The sequence below is a fragment of the Aeromonas sp. Y318-3 genome (assembly GCF_027706185.1).
Classification (GTDB): Bacteria; Pseudomonadota; Gammaproteobacteria; order Enterobacterales; family Aeromonadaceae; genus Aeromonas; species Aeromonas veronii.
The window spans coordinates 152988-168154 of the sequence record NZ_JAPDCN010000008.1 but is presented as its reverse complement, the minus strand read 5'-3'; the positions used below and the strand labels follow the sequence as shown (position 1 = coordinate 168154).

General features: G+C 61.1%; 11 protein-coding genes. 5 read left to right on the top strand and 6 right to left on the bottom strand.

The window, feature by feature from the left end:
* Positions 1-221 precede the first annotated feature (221 nt).
* The 4 genes from OKB77_RS13100 to OKB77_RS13085 all read left to right on the top strand — a co-directional run bounded on the left by OKB77_RS13100 (position 222) and on the right by OKB77_RS13085 (position 6157).
* A complete protein-coding gene (locus tag OKB77_RS13100; protein ID WP_247823098.1) occupies positions 222-722 on the top strand; it encodes a hypothetical protein in 501 nt (166 codons plus the stop codon).
* Positions 723-1018: 296 nt separating this feature from the next.
* On the top strand, positions 1019-2554 hold the full coding sequence (locus OKB77_RS13095) for an efflux RND transporter periplasmic adaptor subunit (protein WP_270817799.1): 1536 nt from the start codon (positions 1019-1021) through the stop codon (positions 2552-2554).
* 76 nt (positions 2555-2630) lie between these two features.
* The gene (locus OKB77_RS13090) at positions 2631-5759 is read left to right on the top strand and encodes an efflux RND transporter permease subunit (protein ID WP_270817798.1); all 3129 of its coding nucleotides are present in this window, start codon (positions 2631-2633) and stop codon (positions 5757-5759) included.
* A 44-nt stretch (positions 5760-5803) separates the two neighbouring features.
* Positions 5804-6157, top strand: coding sequence for a copper-binding protein (locus OKB77_RS13085; protein WP_042055517.1), 354 nt, complete (start codon positions 5804-5806; stop codon positions 6155-6157).
* A gap of 119 nt (positions 6158-6276) precedes the next feature.
* On the opposite strand, the gene OKB77_RS13080 is transcribed toward OKB77_RS13085, so the two are convergent.
* From OKB77_RS13080 to OKB77_RS13055, 6 genes are all read right to left on the bottom strand, one after another.
* Positions 6277-7194, bottom strand: coding sequence for an ABC transporter substrate-binding protein (locus OKB77_RS13080; protein ID WP_042055514.1), 918 nt, complete (start codon positions 7192-7194; stop codon positions 6277-6279).
* A gap of 83 nt (positions 7195-7277) precedes the next feature.
* Positions 7278-8081: an ABC transporter ATP-binding protein gene (locus OKB77_RS13075; RefSeq protein WP_042055512.1), complete on the bottom strand. Its 804-nt coding sequence runs from the start codon at positions 8079-8081 to the stop codon at positions 7278-7280.
* Positions 8081-9118 (bottom strand): FecCD family ABC transporter permease, encoded by a 1038-nt coding sequence (locus tag OKB77_RS13070; RefSeq protein ID WP_042055510.1) that lies wholly within the window; start codon positions 9116-9118, stop codon positions 8081-8083. The genes OKB77_RS13075 and OKB77_RS13070 overlap by 1 nt, the downstream gene beginning before the upstream one ends.
* Positions 9119-9125: 7 nt before the next feature.
* Positions 9126-10142, bottom strand: a complete 1017-nt coding sequence (locus OKB77_RS13065; RefSeq protein WP_110302427.1) for a FecCD family ABC transporter permease — start codon at positions 10140-10142, stop codon at positions 9126-9128.
* A 124-nt stretch (positions 10143-10266) separates the two neighbouring features.
* Positions 10267-12234 (bottom strand): TonB-dependent receptor domain-containing protein, encoded by a 1968-nt coding sequence (locus OKB77_RS13060; RefSeq protein ID WP_110302644.1) that lies wholly within the window; start codon positions 12232-12234, stop codon positions 10267-10269.
* 278 nt (positions 12235-12512) lie between these two features.
* Positions 12513-13316, bottom strand: a complete 804-nt coding sequence (locus OKB77_RS13055) for a siderophore-interacting protein (protein WP_247823103.1) — start codon at positions 13314-13316, stop codon at positions 12513-12515.
* Between the two features lie 324 nt (positions 13317-13640).
* Between OKB77_RS13055 and OKB77_RS13050 the strand changes: the two genes are divergently transcribed.
* Positions 13641-15158, top strand: a complete 1518-nt coding sequence (locus tag OKB77_RS13050) for an HD domain-containing phosphohydrolase (protein ID WP_270817835.1) — start codon at positions 13641-13643, stop codon at positions 15156-15158.
* Positions 15159-15167 lie beyond the last annotated feature (9 nt).

Below are 15167 nucleotides of genomic sequence, written 5' to 3'. Positions count from 1 at the left end.
CGGAGCAAAAGAGTGAACCATCACGCCATCGTGGTAACTGACAGGGGGCATCCTAACGGGATGAGGGGCATGCTTCATTAGGGTTGGGCATACGCAATGGTTAAGCATTGCTTAAATATCCTCCCCCCAACACAGCACCTCTATTACATCACCGGCGCCATTGACCTTCACCTCGTGGCAAGGTTTACAGTCCCGCCATCTGCTCCCAAAGGATGCCCGGATTGTCACTCACCCAGCTTGCTGCAAGATTGCCCTCTGTTGCTCTGGCCCGGCTATTGCTGGCGCTGCTGCTCGTCTGCAATCTGACCCTCTGCATCAGCTGGCATGGTTCTCCCCTCTCCTCCGAGCCGACCCCAAGCAGCGCCCAGTCGATGGTGATGTTCGATTCATCCATGGCGATGGCGGATGGCGATATCTCTCATGCAATGCCTGCTATGGATCACCCGGGCGATGTCATGCCCCTCTCCTGCCATCAGGGAGACGAGGGGTCAGCCATGGGCGATGAGTGCCAGATGCAGACAGGCATCAATGCCCCCTCCTTCGGCGCGATGACTCTGCTTGGGGTACTGGTCGCTCTGCTGCTCTTTCCCTTTCTACTTGGCAACAACGTCGCAGCGTCACTGCTTGATAACTGGTTGCGGGATCCCTTCCTGCGATCCCGCGGTACTCACCCTCCTTCCTGGCCGCGCCGACATCTGATGCTGTCGGTGTTACGCCACTAGAAAGTCCTTCTCTTGCGGCACAGGCAAGCTTTAACTTGCCCGTTTCCTGCCGCCTTGCCTGACCCTGTGCCCCGGCCAAACCGGTCCGCTCACAGGGAGCCGTGCGCACTGATACAGCTGCGCCCCGTTTGCCGCCAGCCCCTTGGGTGATGCCTTGCACCTCACCCGACCGGCGGCCTGCAAAAGAGAAGACGTATTATGTCACCAGCCCACTTTTCACCGTCCAAGGTTGCTGCCTTTGCGGGCGCCTTATCCTCCTGCACTTTCTGCATGCAGATCCGCGCCGGAGGCCTGTCATGAACAAGATCATCCTGATGTCGGCCCTGCTGCTCGCCCTTGGCGCCGGTGGCGGCTACTGGGCCGCCAAACAGACCTCCGATGGCGCAAGCGCCAAAGAGAAGACGCCCCTTTACTGGGTCAACCCCATGGATCCCCGCGACAAGCGCGATGCCCCCGCCAAGGACAACATGGGGATGGACTTTATCCCCGTCTATGAGGAACAAAAAAACGGCTCACCGGGCACCGTCACCATCAGCCCCGAGATCCAGCAGAACCTGGGGGTGCGACTGGCTAAGGTCGAGCGACTGCCTATCCACCAGCAGATCGAGACGGTGGGCTATGTCGGGTATGACGAGGATCGGCTGGAGGCGATCAACGCCCGCATGGCGGGCTGGATCCGCACCCTCGCCATCAAGAGCGAGGGGCAGCAGGTGAGCAAGGGGAGCCTTATTTACGAGCTCTACGCGCCGGATCTGGTCAACGCCCAGCACGAATACCTGCTGGCACTCAACACAGCCAACCCACTGCTGCTCCGCGCCGCCGAGGGCAAGCTCAAGTCCCTGCAGGTACCGGCAGATCAAATCTCAGCCCTCAAGCGCACCCGTCAGGTGCGCGAAACCATCAGCATTTACGCCCCCAGCAGCGGTTATGTCTCCGAACTCAAGGTGCGCGAGGGCCAGTATGTTGAGCCCGCTGCGGCGCTGTTTAACATCAGCACCCTCAAGCAGGTGTGGGTCAGTGCCGAGGTGTTCGAGCGCCAGGCCGCCCAGCTGAAGGTGGGGGATCCGGTCACCATGACTCTCGACTATGCCCCCGGTCGCAGTTGGCAAGGTAAGGTGGATTACCTCTATCCGACCCTGGATGCCGCTACTCGCACCCTCAAGGTGCGGCTGCGCTTTGACAACCCGGACGAGTTTTTGAAACCCAATATGTTTGCCAAGGTGAGCATTCGCACCGGGCAGGGAGAGCCGCAATTGGTGGTGCCAAGCGAAGCGGTGATCCGCACCGGCAGTCAGGATCGGCTGGTGCTGGCACTGGGGGATGGCAACTTCAAGTCGGTCGCCGTCACTCTCGGCCCCCAGTTTGGCGACAAGGTTGCCATCAAGGCAGGGGTAGAGGCTGGGGATAACATCGTCAGCTCTGCCCAGTTCCTGCTCGACTCCGAGTCGGCCATCGATTCTGACTTCCAGCGCATGACGGCGGTGCGCCCAGCCCAGGTATGGACCCAGGGTGAGGTTGAAAGCATCGATCTGGCCAACCGTACCCTGATGGTCTCCCACCAGCCCATCCCCGAGTGGCAGTGGCCCGCTATGGAGATGGAGTTCAGCGTTGCCGAGGGGGTCGACATCAGCCTGCTGGCCGAGGGGCAGACCCTGCATCTGCAAGTGATGCAGGAGGGGGATGAGTACCGCATCACCACAATCTATCAGGAGAAGGCACCCGCTACTGACGGCGACGCCACCAAGCCTGCATCGGATGATATGGGCAAGATGGAAGGCATGGACCATAGCCAGCATCAGATGGCGATGCCCGAGATGGAGAAGAAGTCATGATCCTCTCGATCTCTTGCCGCTTTACTAGCAACCATGTCCTGACGTTCACACCACGCCAAGAGGAAGGAGCCAGATCATGATCCCTTCCATCATTCGCTGGTCAATCGGCAACCGCTTTCTGGTGCTGCTATTGACCCTCATGCTCACCGCCTGGGGGCTCTGGTCGGTCAAACAGACCCCGGTGGACGCCCTGCCGGATCTCTCCGACGTGCAGGTGATCATCAAGACCTCCTATCCGGGCCAGGCGCCCCAAGTAGTTGAGGATCAGGTCACCTACCCGCTCACCACCGCCATGCTGGCGGTGCCGGGGGCAACCACGGTGCGCGGCTACTCCTTCTTCGGCGACGCCTTCGTCTATGTGCTGTTTGACGACAACACCGACCTCTACTGGGCCCGCGCCCGGGTGCTGGAGTATCTGAGCCAGGTTGCGCCCAACCTGCCCGCCTCCGCCCGCCCCCAGCTCGGCCCCGATGCCACCGGGGTGGGCTGGGTCTATCAGTACGCGTTGGTGGACAGAACCGGCAAGCACGACCTCAGCCAGCTCACCTCGCTGCAGAACTGGTTCCTCAAGTACGAGCTGCAGACGGTGGATGGGGTCTCAGAGGTCGCCACCGTGGGCGGCATGGTGCGCCAGTATCAGGTGCGGGTCGACCCGGACAAGCTGCGCGCCTACGGCATTCCGCTCTCCCTAATCGAGACCGCCATCAAGCAGGGCAACCAGGAGACCGGCGCCTCCGTCATCGAGATGGCGGAAGCGGAGTACATGGTGCGCTCCAACGGCTATCTGAAAAGCGTCGAGGATCTGAAGCAGATCCCGCTCGGTACCAATGTGCGCGGCGCCCCACTGCTGCTGGGTGACGTGGCGGATGTAGTCACCGGCCCCCAGAGCCGGCGCGGCATCGCCGAGCTCAACGGCGAAGGGGAAGTGGTAGGCGGCATTATCGTCATGCGCTATGGCGAGAATGCCCAGCACACCATCGACAGGGTCAAGGCGCGGCTCGCCCAGCTGAAGAGCAGCCTGCCGGAGGGGGTGGAGGTGGTCACCGTCTACGACCGCTCCGACCTTATCCAGCGCGCCATCGACAACCTCTCCGGCAAGCTGGTGGAGGAGTTCGCAGTGGTGGTGCTGGTCTGCCTCGCCTTCCTGTTCCACCTGCGCTCGTCGCTGGTGGTGGTCATCTCCCTGCCCATCGCCATCCTGACCGCCTTTATCGTGATGCACCTGCAGGGGATCAACGCCAACATCATGTCGCTCGGCGGCATCGCTATCGCCATCGGCGCCATGGTGGATGGCGCCATCGTGATGATCGAGAACGTCCACAAACACATGGAGCGGGAGGCGCTCACCGACAAGAACCGCTGGCGTATCATCACCGAGGCGAGCATCGAGGTGGGGCCCGCCATCTTCTTCTCCCTGCTGATCATCACCATCAGCTTCCTGCCGGTGTTCGCGCTGGAGGCGCAGGAGGGGCGGATGTTCCACCCGCTCGCCTACACCAAAACCTACGCAATGGCCGCCGCGGCCGCTCTCGCCATCACGCTGGTGCCGGTGATCATGGGCTACTTCATCCGTGGCAAGGTGCTGGCGGAGCAAGCCAATCCGCTGAACCGCTGGCTGAGTCAAGGCTATGTACCGCTGCTTAAAGCCGTGCTGGCCCGTCCGAAAACCACTCTGGCTGTCGCCGCCGTGGTGACGGTGGCGGGCTTCTGGCCGCTCAAGTACTTGGGCTCCGAGTTCATTCCGCCGCTCGATGAGGGGGACATCATGTATATGCCCACCACAGCAGCCAATATATCGGTGGGCAAGGCGCGAGAGATATTGCAGCAGACCGACAAGCTCATTCGCACCGTGCCCGAAGTGCAGAACGTGTTCGGCAAGGCGGGGCGCGCCGAATCGGCCACCGACCCCGCCGATCTGGTGATGATGGAGACCAGCATCCAGCTCAAGCCCCGCGACCAGTGGCGCCCCGGCATGACCCCGGAGAAGCTCAAGGAGGAGCTGGATTCCCTTATCCGCTTCCCCGGCCTCACCAACGCCTGGGTGCCTCCCATCAAGACCCGCATCGACATGCTGGCCACCGGTATCAAGACTCCGGTCGGCATCAAGATAGCGGGGCCGGACCTCAAGGTGATCCAGCAGCTCGGCCAGCAGCTTGAGCAGATCGTCGGCAAGGTGGAGGGCGCCTCATCGGTCTACGCCGAGCGGGTAGCCGGTGGCCGTTACGTCAAGGTAGATATCGACCGGCTGAAAGCGGCCCGCTACGGCCTCAACATCGCAGATGTGCAGGCAGTGCTCGCCACCGCGGTGGGCGGCATGGAGGTGGGACAGACCATCGAGGGGCGCGAGCGTTACCCCGTCAACCTGCGCTATCCCCAGAGCTATCGCGATTCGGTGGCGAGCCTCGAGCTGCTGCCGGTGGTCACTCCGAGCGGGGCGCGCATCGCGCTGGCGGACGTGGCGCGGGTCTACATCAGCGATGAGGCCCCCATGCTGCGAAGTGAAAACGCGCGCCTCAACGGCTGGGTCTACGTCGATATTCGCGGCCGCGATATCGGCTCCTTCGTCGATGAGGCCAAGGCAGAGGTGGGCAAGCAGCTGGAGCTACCGGCGGGCTACGCCCTCACCTGGTCTGGCCAATACGAGTACATGGAGCGGGCCAAGGCGCGCCTCGCCTACGTGGTGCCGCTTACCATCGCCATCATTGTGCTGCTGCTCTATCTGGCGTTTCGCCGCGCTCAGGAGGTGCTGCTCATTCTCACCACCTTGCCGCTGGCGGTGGTGGGGGGGATCTGGACCCTCTGGCTGCTCGACTTCAACCTCTCGGTGGCAGTCGGGGTCGGCTTTATCGCTCTGGCCGGGGTGGCGGTGGAGACCGGCGTCCTGATGCTGGTCTACCTCAACCATGCCTGGGATAACCTGGTGGCCAGTGGCAAGCCGAACAAGGCGGGTCTGCATCGGGCGGTGATCCACGGCGCCGCCCTGCGCCTGCGTCCCAAGATGATGACGGTGGTGACCATTATCGCCGGCCTCTTGCCCATCATGTGGAGCCACGGTACCGGATCCGAAGTGATGCAGCGCATCGCCGCCCCCATGATCGGCGGCATGGTGAGCGCGCTGGTGCTGACCCTCTTGGTGCTGCCAGCGGCCTATTACCTGTGGCGCAGCCGCAGCCTTGGCAAGGGCGCGAACCCGCAATCCGAATAACCCGATTTCACGATCCATATTGACTGAACTATGAGGAAACCATCATGAACTACAAGACGCTGACCCTGACCCTGCTGCTTGGCCTTGCTACCCACACCAGCCTGCAAGCCGAAGAGATGATGCACCATGAAGGGCACGATATGAGTCAGACGGGTGAGATGAGCGAACAGGGCGCAATGGTGATGACCAAGGGGGTCATTACCCGCCTCGATGAGGGGAGCGGCAAGGTCGGCATCAAGCACGAGGCGATCGAGAATCTCAAGATGCCCGCCATGACCATGGTCTTTCGAGTGGCAGATCCGGCCCAGCTCAAAGGGCTCAAGGTGGGGGATGCCATCCACTTTCATGCCGAAAGCCAGAGCGGCAAGCTCACAGTGACAGCCATCCAACCGCAATAAACGGCTCTGGCTCGCCGAAGAGGTCACGATAGACAGTGACAACGCAAGAGGGAGGCATCAGCCTCCCTCTTCTTTTGCTCAACCTGTTCGTTGGGTCAAACTCTGGCGCGCGATAGCACTCAGCTGCGGGTTGCCAGCAACTGCTCCACATCCTCGATCACCTTGAGGGCCGCCTGCGGGCCGCCGCTGGAGGTCCAGAGCGACCCGTCAACGGCACCAAAGCGCTTTGCCTTGATCACCGGCAGTTGCTGGAACGCCGGGGTCTGCTCCGCCTGACGCATGGCATCCACCGCATCACCGCTGGCGCTCAGAGTGCCGACCACCAGCCAGTCAGCATCCAGCAGGTTGAGGGACTCTAGACTGAGCGCCGGTGAGTGGGGCGCGCCAGTCCCCTGTTGTTTGTCCGGACGCACCAGGCCCATCGACTCCACTACGCTGCTGGCAAAGGTGCCCTGATACATAAAGCTCGGCCCCTTGGGGTTCCAGCGCACTATGCTGATGCTCTCCCCCTGATGTTTGGCCAGCTTGCTGCGGGCCTGAGTCAACCGCTCGGCATACTGCAGCAAGAAAGTATCCCCTTGCTGGTCGCGGTTGAGGGTGTGGGCGGTGCGGCGGAAGCTATCCTGCCACGGCTCACCCCACTTGCTGGTCACCACGGTCGGCGCGATCTCCCCCAGTAAGGTCAGCAGCTCTGGACGGGTCTGGCCTGTCAGGATAAGGTCGGGCTCCAGCGCAATCAGCGACTCCAGATTGGGGCTGTCGAGATCGCCGATCACCTGGATCCCCATGCCCGCCTTGTTCAGCAAATAGCGGGGCAAGGTGGGTTGACCACGGCCATTGACGGCGCCGATGGGGGTCAGCCCCAGGGTCAGGGTGCTGTCGAGTTCGAGCTCGCTCAGCACCACCACCCGCGTTGGCTGGACTGGCACCTGCACCTTCTGGCCAAACGCATCGGTCACTTCACGCATCTCCTGCGCCTGAACCAGCGGCGCGGCCAGCATCAGGATGGCTGCTGCCAGGGCGGCAAAACGCTTCATCATCTCACTCCTTCTCGTTGCACGGCCCGGATAATCGGCCGCGTGAATATACTCGTTGGGCCCACAGAACAGGCCCATATGACTCAACTCGCCGAACGCAGGGTGCGGCCATGTTCGTGGCGACGGGGTACGATAATGGGCGCCCCGTCGCCGGGGGCATGCAGAATGTCGACACTGGTCTGGTAGAGCTGGTCGATCAGGGATTTGGTCACCACCTCCCGGGCCGGGCCCATGGCGGCAATGGTCCCCTCGCCGATGGCGATCAGCTCGTCACAGTAGCGGGCCGCCATCGCCAGATCGTGGATCACCAGCAGCACGGTTTTGCCCTCGGCCGTGATGCGATGGATCGCCTCCATCACCTCGGTCTGGTGACCGATATCGAGGGCACTGGTGGGCTCGTCGAGCAGCACCATGTCGCTGTCCTGCGCCAGGATCATCGCCAGCCACGCCCGCTGCGCCTGCCCGCCGGAGAGGGACGCAGCGCTCTGCTGCCAGATCCCCTCAAGCTGCATTCGCTCGCAGGCAATACGCACCATGCGGGCATCCTCCTCACCCCACTGATTGAACCAGCCCTGATGAGGGTGGCGGCCATACTGCACCAGCTGCTCCACCAGAATGCCGGCAGGCAGGGTCGGCCGCTGGGGCAGATAGGCGAGCTCCCGCGCCAGCCCCTTCATGGGGTAGCTGGCAAGCGGCTTGCCTTTGAGCAGGATCTCGCCGCGTTGGGCTTTCATCTGGCCGGAGAGCAGCTTGAGCAGGGTCGATTTGCCGCAGCCGTTGGGGCCGACGATCCCCACCAGCTTGCCCCTTGGCACGCTGAAGGAGATGTCCCGCAGGATGGGAGTCTGCTGATAGGCGAAGTGGAGGCGATTTACGGTGAGCGTCATCAGTCAGCCCTCTGGCGATCGTTAACAAGAAGAAACAGCAGCAACAGGCCACCGAGAATGCGGGTCATGATACCGGTCGCCACCTCGTGGGGGCTGGCCAGCCCCCGAACCAGGGTATCACTGGCAAGCAGCAGCAGGGCGCCGCTAAGCGCCGCCAGCCAGAGCGGCACCACCCGGTCTTTTACCAGCCAGGAGGCAAGAATGGGGGCCGCCATGGCGATAAAGACCACGGGCCCGCCGATGGCGGTGCCGAGCGCCGCCACCAGAATGGCCTGGGCCAGAATGCCCAGTTGTACCCGATCGCCGTTGACGCCAAGCCCTCTGGCCATCTCGGGACCAAAGCGCAGCACCGCCAGCGCGCGGGAGAGATAGACGATCCAGGGGCAGAGCAGCAGCAACAGGATGGCGATGGGGGTGATGGTGCTGTAACCCACGGCGATAAAGCTGCCCATATTCCACAGATAGAGGGAGCTCAGGTGCAGCAGGGCCTGAGTGGACATCACAAACTGGCCGAGCGCCTCGAACAGCTCGGAGAGGCCGATACCGATCACCACGAACAGATAGCCCTGCTCACCCGGTTTGCGGCAGAGGGCATAGAGCACCAGCGCCGCGAAGATAGCGCCGATGGGGGCAGCCCACCAGGGCCAGCTGCCCACGGTCAGATAGAGGGAGAAGATGATGATGGCCAGAGAGGCCCCGTTGTTGACCCCCACCATGTCGGGTGTGGCCAGCCGGTTGCGAACCAGCGTCTGCACCAGACAGCCGGAGAGCCCCATGGCGGCACCCGCCACCATGACCCCAAGAATGCGCGGCAGCCGGATCTTGAACAGGGTGAGCTGCTCAAGCCGCGTCCCCTCCCCCAGCAGGGTGTTGACCACCCCGGCCAAGCCAAGCTTGCCGCCGCCAACACTCAGGGCCAGCAGAGCAAGTGCCAGCAGCGCCATGGCCAGCAGAGCCAGCCAGCGCCAGCTCGGCAGATGGACCAGCAAAGAGCGGTTGCCGGCCCGCAGGCAGAGCATATCGGTAGGTGTGCGCATCAGCCCCTCACTTGACGGTCAGCAGGGTACGAAAGCCCCCGCGATGAACAATGGCGATCAGCACAGGTGCGCCAATCAGGGCCAGAATGACGCCATTGGGCAGCTCGAACGGCTGGATCAGCCAGCGCGCCAGAATGTCGGCCAACAGCAGAAACAGCATGCCGAACAGGGCGGAGAAACAGACCTGCACCGACAACCTAACCGGCTCTACCAGTCGGCCACAGTAGGCGGCCAGAAAGCCGACAAAGCCGATGGGACCGGCGATGGCGATGGCACTGGCGGTAAACAGGGTGGCGGCCAACAGCACGCCAATTCGCACCCGGTTTGGGCGGATCCCCAGCGCCTGGGCCTGACTGTCCCCCATCTGCATCAGGGTCAGCTGGCGACAGAGCAGCAAGGTGATGACAAACGCCGCCAGCACGAAGGGCAGCACGGCAATGATGGCATCGAGATTGGCCGCCGACAGGGAGCCGAGGTTCCAGAAGCGGTACTGCTCCAGCACCATCTTGTTGGAGAGCAGCAAAAAGCTGGAGAGACCGCCGAAGGTGGCCGAGAGCGCCACCCCGACCAGAATCAGCTTGAGGGGGTTGGAGCGGCCAATCATCATGCCAAGCCCCAGCACAATCACGTTGCCGAGCAGCGCACCGAGTCCGGCCCAGAGCAGATAGCCATAGGCAGACTCTACCCCGAACCAGGTGAGCCCCACTACTAGTGCAAAGACGGCCCCGGCGTTGACCCCGAGCAGACCGGGCTCCGCCAGCGGATTGCGGGTCGCGCTCTGCAACAAGGAGGCCGCCAGAGATAAAGAGGCGCCGACCACCATGGCACAGAGGGTGCGCGGCAGTCGCAAGGTATTGAGCACCATGGCGAGCTTCTCGTCGCCAGCCCAGCGGGCATCCCCCATCAGGTAGCCGAGCACCTCGCGAGCACCATAGACACCCGCACCGGTGGCGAGCGAAAGAGAAAGCAGTACGAACAGGAGGAACAATCCCAGCCAGAACAGCGAGGTCTGGTCTCTAAACACCCTTTAACTCCTTATGATCGCAATGCCATCTTGTTGAAATACATGTGGTTTTAATAAAAGTCGTCACCCGAGGTGATCCCCTGACAACAAAGGAAGCCCGCCAGTGCGGGCTCCCGCTCAGCCATTACAGCTTGTAGGCCACACCGGCATAGACAGTGCGCCCGTCGAGAATTTGATCAGCCTCGGTGGCAACCCAGTCACGCTTGGTATTGGTCAGGTTGTTGAGTCCGAACTTCAGATCCAGTGCCCGGGTGGCGTTCCAGACTGCCCCGACATCCAGTGTGTGGAATCCGGCGGTGGTCTCATAGGTGGTGCCGCTCATGCGCGGAACCGGCAGGATCTGGCTGCCGGTGTAGTTCCAGCCGAGCTGGGTACTCAGGCTCTCGATGACCTGCCACTCCAGCTTGGCGTTGGCGGTATGCTCCGGCGTCCGATAGAGATCCTTGCCGCTGGTCTTGTCCTCCCCGTCGATCAGGGTGACGTTGCTGGAGAGGGTCAGGTTATCAGTGAGATCAAACCAGCCGCTCAGCTCCACCCCCTTGATGCGGGCCTTGCTGACGTTCTGATAGGTCATCACCGCCGGACGCCAGGTGGAGGTCCATGCCTCGCTCTGGATCTTGTCCTTGATATCGTTGTGGAAGGCGGTAACCCCGGCGCCCCAGAACGAACCATCATAGGCAGTGCCCAGCTCGTAGCTGACGGCGGTTTCCGGCTTCAGGTCCGGGTTGCCCACCACAGCGCAGCGACCGCGACAGGCGGCTACCGCATAATCCGGGTTGGACTGGGCAATGGTCGGTGCCTTGAATGCCTTGCCAATGCCGCCCTTGACCACCCAGTTGTCAGTCAGGCTGTAGAGGGCATAACCGCGGGGGCTGAACTCGGTGCCATAGGTCTCGTGGTGATCGACCCGGCCACTCAGTGTCAACGCCAGATCGCCAAAGCCAAACTCATCCTGCAGATAGAGCGCGCTCTGGTTGACGCTGACATCACCCCCCTTGAGGTTGACGTTATGCTTGAGTTCGGTGATGCGGTACTCGGCACCACTGGTCAGCAGGTGGCTGCCCAGATTACCGCTCAGCTGGCCATCGAAGGTGTGGTTGGTCTGGCTCACATCGCCGCTGGTCTTGCTCAGCGCCGTCATCAGTTCGGAGTCGTCAAACAGGTCAACCTGCTCGAAGGCATAGCCGACCCGGCTGTCGAACTGATCCCAACGGCCGACGTGAGTGGCATTGAGCCCCAGTCGCTCCATCTGCTGGATATTGCGCGGCGTCTGGCCGTAGTTGTTCCAGTGGGCCTCCCGATCGTCTTTGGCGTAGTTCATCCCTACATCCAGACCCTGACGATCATCGATCAACCATTTGACGTTGGAGAGGATCCCCAGCTTTTCACGCTGCTCGATGGCATCGGCCTTGGGGTTGATGCTCTGCTCGCTCTGCCAGGCATCCCTGTGGTTCCCTTCCACCACTAGGTTGGCCAGCAGCTTGTTGTCGATCAGCGCCCCGCCCACATAGGCACTCGCCTTGTTGATATCCCCTCCGTGACCGTCGGTGGGGTCACTGAAGGTATAGGTGGCCGCCGCTTCGGTCTTCTCCCCGGGTTGGCGCAAGATGACATTGACCACCCCACCCAGCGCATCGGCACCGTAGAGGGAGGAGATGGGGCCACGGATCACTTCGATACGCTCGATGGCCGCCATCGGGATGGCGGAGAGATCGAAATCATTGCCATAACCGGAGGTTAGGGCATCGCGGGAGCTGATTCGCCGGCCATTGACCAGCAACAGGGTGTAATCCCCCTCCAGCCCGCGCAACTTGATCTCGCTGCGGCCGTAGCTGGTCGCAGGGCTGATATTGACCCCCGGCAACTGTTTCAGAGCGCCGGTCAGATCATTGACATTGAGCTTGTCGAGCTCGGCCCGGGTCACCACAGAGACGCTGGCCGGGGCGGTCAGCTCGCTGTGCCGGGTTTTACTCGCCGTCACCACCATAGTTTCATGAGCGGTGACAGGCGCAGTCCCTTGGGCCAGAACTGGCAGGGCAAAAAGGGACAACACCAGCGGATGCACTGCAAATCGTCGGGATGATGTACGCATCATCAACACTCCACATAAAACAACCAAGGCCAACACCACCGACATCCCTGTCTGACCTCGCCAGACCCGGTGCAAAGTGATGGAGTTCATTGGCATGAACAGTCGTCCATGCCCCATCACCCCGAACATCAGTGCATTACGGCAGGCCCTGCGTTGTGCTATGCCACTCGCAGCCATCAATAACAAAAGCGCCGTACCGACTGACATCGGGACGGCGCAATACTAAATGCAAATCATTTTTATTTGCAAGCGTGAATCAGGTATTCTTTCGCATCCGCTTAATTATCCATCACATCGTGACGGGTCTGGTGATAGGCCTCTTCACTCTTGCCCCGCCGCCAGTACGGCACGGCGTAGAGCGACTGGCGATCCACCTCGAGCACAGACCGAAAATGGCGGCGCAGCGGCAGCACCAGCGCCTCTTCCCCACCCAGCCAGAAGAAGCCACCATCGCGCACCAGCGGCAGAGCAATCACATGCTCCAGCAGGCCACTGGACTCGGGCTCGCCGACAAACCAGTGACAGCGCACCCCGACCGGCAGTGTCAACGGCTGAGCATCGGCCTGATCCGGCACCAGAATCGCAATTTCCCCTCTGGCATCGGCAGGCATCACCTCACACATCGCCATGATGGCGGGCAAGGCGGTGAGATCCCCCACCAAGCAGTAGTGATCGGCCGATTGCAGCATGGGGTTGGGACCACCCGGCCCGGAGAGGATCACCTTCTCTCCCGGCTTGGCATGGGTAGCAAAGGCGCTGGCGGGCCCGCCGTCACCGTGCAGCACGAAGTCGATATCAATTTCCTGCTCATCACGGCGAAACGCGCGGATGGTGTAGGTGCGGATCACCGGCTTGTCAGCCGGGTCACTCCAGCGCGGGCCGCTCGGGGTCATGACAGGCAGCACCGGCTCTACCTGATGGGGCTGGGCCAGCATCACCTTGATATGGGCTCCACCGCAGGTAAAGGGATAGTCAGCCAGTTCGCTGCTACCAAAGGTGATGCGACGCAAATGGGGGGTGACCTGGGTAATGGCTTTGACAGTCAGCAGACGGGGACGATTGGGAGGCAGAGATGGGGACACGATGGGGCTCCTCGTTGAGTGTGTCGCCCATGCTACACGCAAATAGGAATTACTATCAAATAAGATTATTTCTCGTCTAATAGCTACAAACTGGATTCAAACATTCCCAACCACTGGCATACACACCCCAATCCAGAAATAGGCTTTATGCACGCTAGCTCCATGATTGGGCAAAGAAAGCAGCCGGACAACGCCACTGTTACAAAGGGTTCCATTTGCTTATTTCGACCATAGTTTTTCGAGATCAAATTTTATTTCCCAATAAGTTTCCTATCCTTAGTGAAGCAGTTAATGTAAGCACAGGATGCCAAACAGGATTGTATGATGGATGACCAGATCCTGATTATTGATGATGACGATCTCTCCCTCCCCGACGCACAGCAAGCGGGCTGGAAGGTGATGATTGTTGACGATGAGCCTGAAGTGCATCGCATCACCAAAATCACCTTGAACAAATTCGAGTTTGACAATCGCCCCATCGATTTTCTGCATGCCTATTCCGCAGCGCAGGCCAAAGAGTTGCTGGCCACCACCCCGGACGTTGCCCTGTTGCTGCTGGACGTGGTGATGGAGGTCGACCACGCCGGCCTCGATGTCGTCAAATACGTCCGTGAAGATCTGCAAAACAAGATGGTACGCATCGTGTTGCGTACCGGCCAACCCGGCCAGGCGCCGGAAGATGACGTAGTCACCAACTACGACATCAACGACTACAAGGATAAAACCGAGCTCACCTCCCAGAAGCTGCGCACCCTGCTGCGGGCCAGCCTGCGATCCTATCGGGATATCCGTACCCTGGAGAGTAACCGTCAGGGGCTGGAAAAAGTCATCGAAGCCTCCAAGGGGATCTTTGAGAAACGGGCCTTGCGCCAGTTTGTCGAAGGCGCCCAGGAGCAGCTCAGCGCCCTACTCCATCTGGGGGAAACCCAGATATACGACGTCAAGCAATACGCTTATGAGGTGAAGGATCAAGTATTGGAGCCCCTGCTCCCCGGCCATCCCGCCATGCTCCTCACGGACGCGCCGGAGATCCTGCGCCAGGCTATGAGCAAGCGCAGCAATGTCTATAACGCCACCCAGATGGTGCTCTACTGCCAGAATCCGCGCCACCACCTGCTGTTCCACATCGAGACCACCCGCCAGCTCAGCCAGATCGATACCAATCTGCTGACCCTGTTTACCGAAAACATCATAGTGGCGCTGGAGAATATCCGACTCAATGAGGTGATCGCCGACAACCAGCGGGAGATCATCTATCGCATCGGCGAACTGGTCGAAACCCGTTCAAAAGAGTCAGGGCTGCACGTCAAACGGGTCGCGCTCTATACCGAACAATTCTGCCACCTGATGGGCATGAGTGAAGAGCAGAGCGAGCTGGTGAAACGTGCCTCACCGCTCCATGACATTGGCAAGGTGGGAATTCCCGATGCCATCTTGCACAAGCCGGGCAAACTGACACCGGAAGAGTGGGAGATCATGAAAACCCACGCCCAGCTCGGGCAGGATATGCTCTCCGGCAGCGATCTGGCGCTGTTTCAGATTGGTGCCACCATCGCTGGCAATCACCATGAAAAGTGGAATGGCAGTGGCTATCCCCGTGGTCTGAAGGGGGCCGATATTCCGCTGGAGGGGCGGATTGTGGCGCTGGCTGACGTGTTCGATGCTCTGGGTTCGGATCGCTGCTACAAGAAGGCGTGGCCGCTGGACAAGGTGCTGGCCCTGATTGAAGAGGAGAAGGGGCAGCATTTCGACCCCCAGCTGGTCGAGCTGATGATGGCCAATCTGGACAAGTTCCTCGAGATCCGCGAGCAGAACAAGGATGTCTATATCGGCGAACACTGATAGCCAGCT

Excerpts from the sequence above, each read along its gene's own strand:
- OKB77_RS13075 (WP_042055512.1), bottom strand. The coding sequence starts at position 8,081 with ATGACGCTCACCGTAAATCGCCTCCACTTCGCCTATCAGCAGACTCCC.
- OKB77_RS13095 (WP_270817799.1), top strand. The coding sequence starts at position 1,019 with ATGAACAAGATCATCCTGATGTCGGCCCTGCTGCTCGCCCTTGGCGCC.
- OKB77_RS13090 (WP_270817798.1), top strand. The coding sequence starts at position 2,631 with ATGATCCCTTCCATCATTCGCTGGTCAATCGGCAACCGCTTTCTGGTG.
- OKB77_RS13070 (WP_042055510.1), bottom strand. The coding sequence starts at position 9,118 with ATGCGCACACCTACCGATATGCTCTGCCTGCGGGCCGGCAACCGCTCT.
- OKB77_RS13080 (WP_042055514.1), bottom strand. The coding sequence starts at position 7,194 with ATGAAGCGTTTTGCCGCCCTGGCAGCAGCCATCCTGATGCTGGCCGCG.
- OKB77_RS13050 (WP_270817835.1), top strand. The coding sequence starts at position 13,641 with ATGGATGACCAGATCCTGATTATTGATGATGACGATCTCTCCCTCCCC.
- OKB77_RS13060 (WP_110302644.1), bottom strand. The coding sequence starts at position 12,234 with ATGCGTACATCATCCCGACGATTTGCAGTGCATCCGCTGGTGTTGTCC.
- OKB77_RS13085 (WP_042055517.1), top strand. The coding sequence starts at position 5,804 with ATGAACTACAAGACGCTGACCCTGACCCTGCTGCTTGGCCTTGCTACC.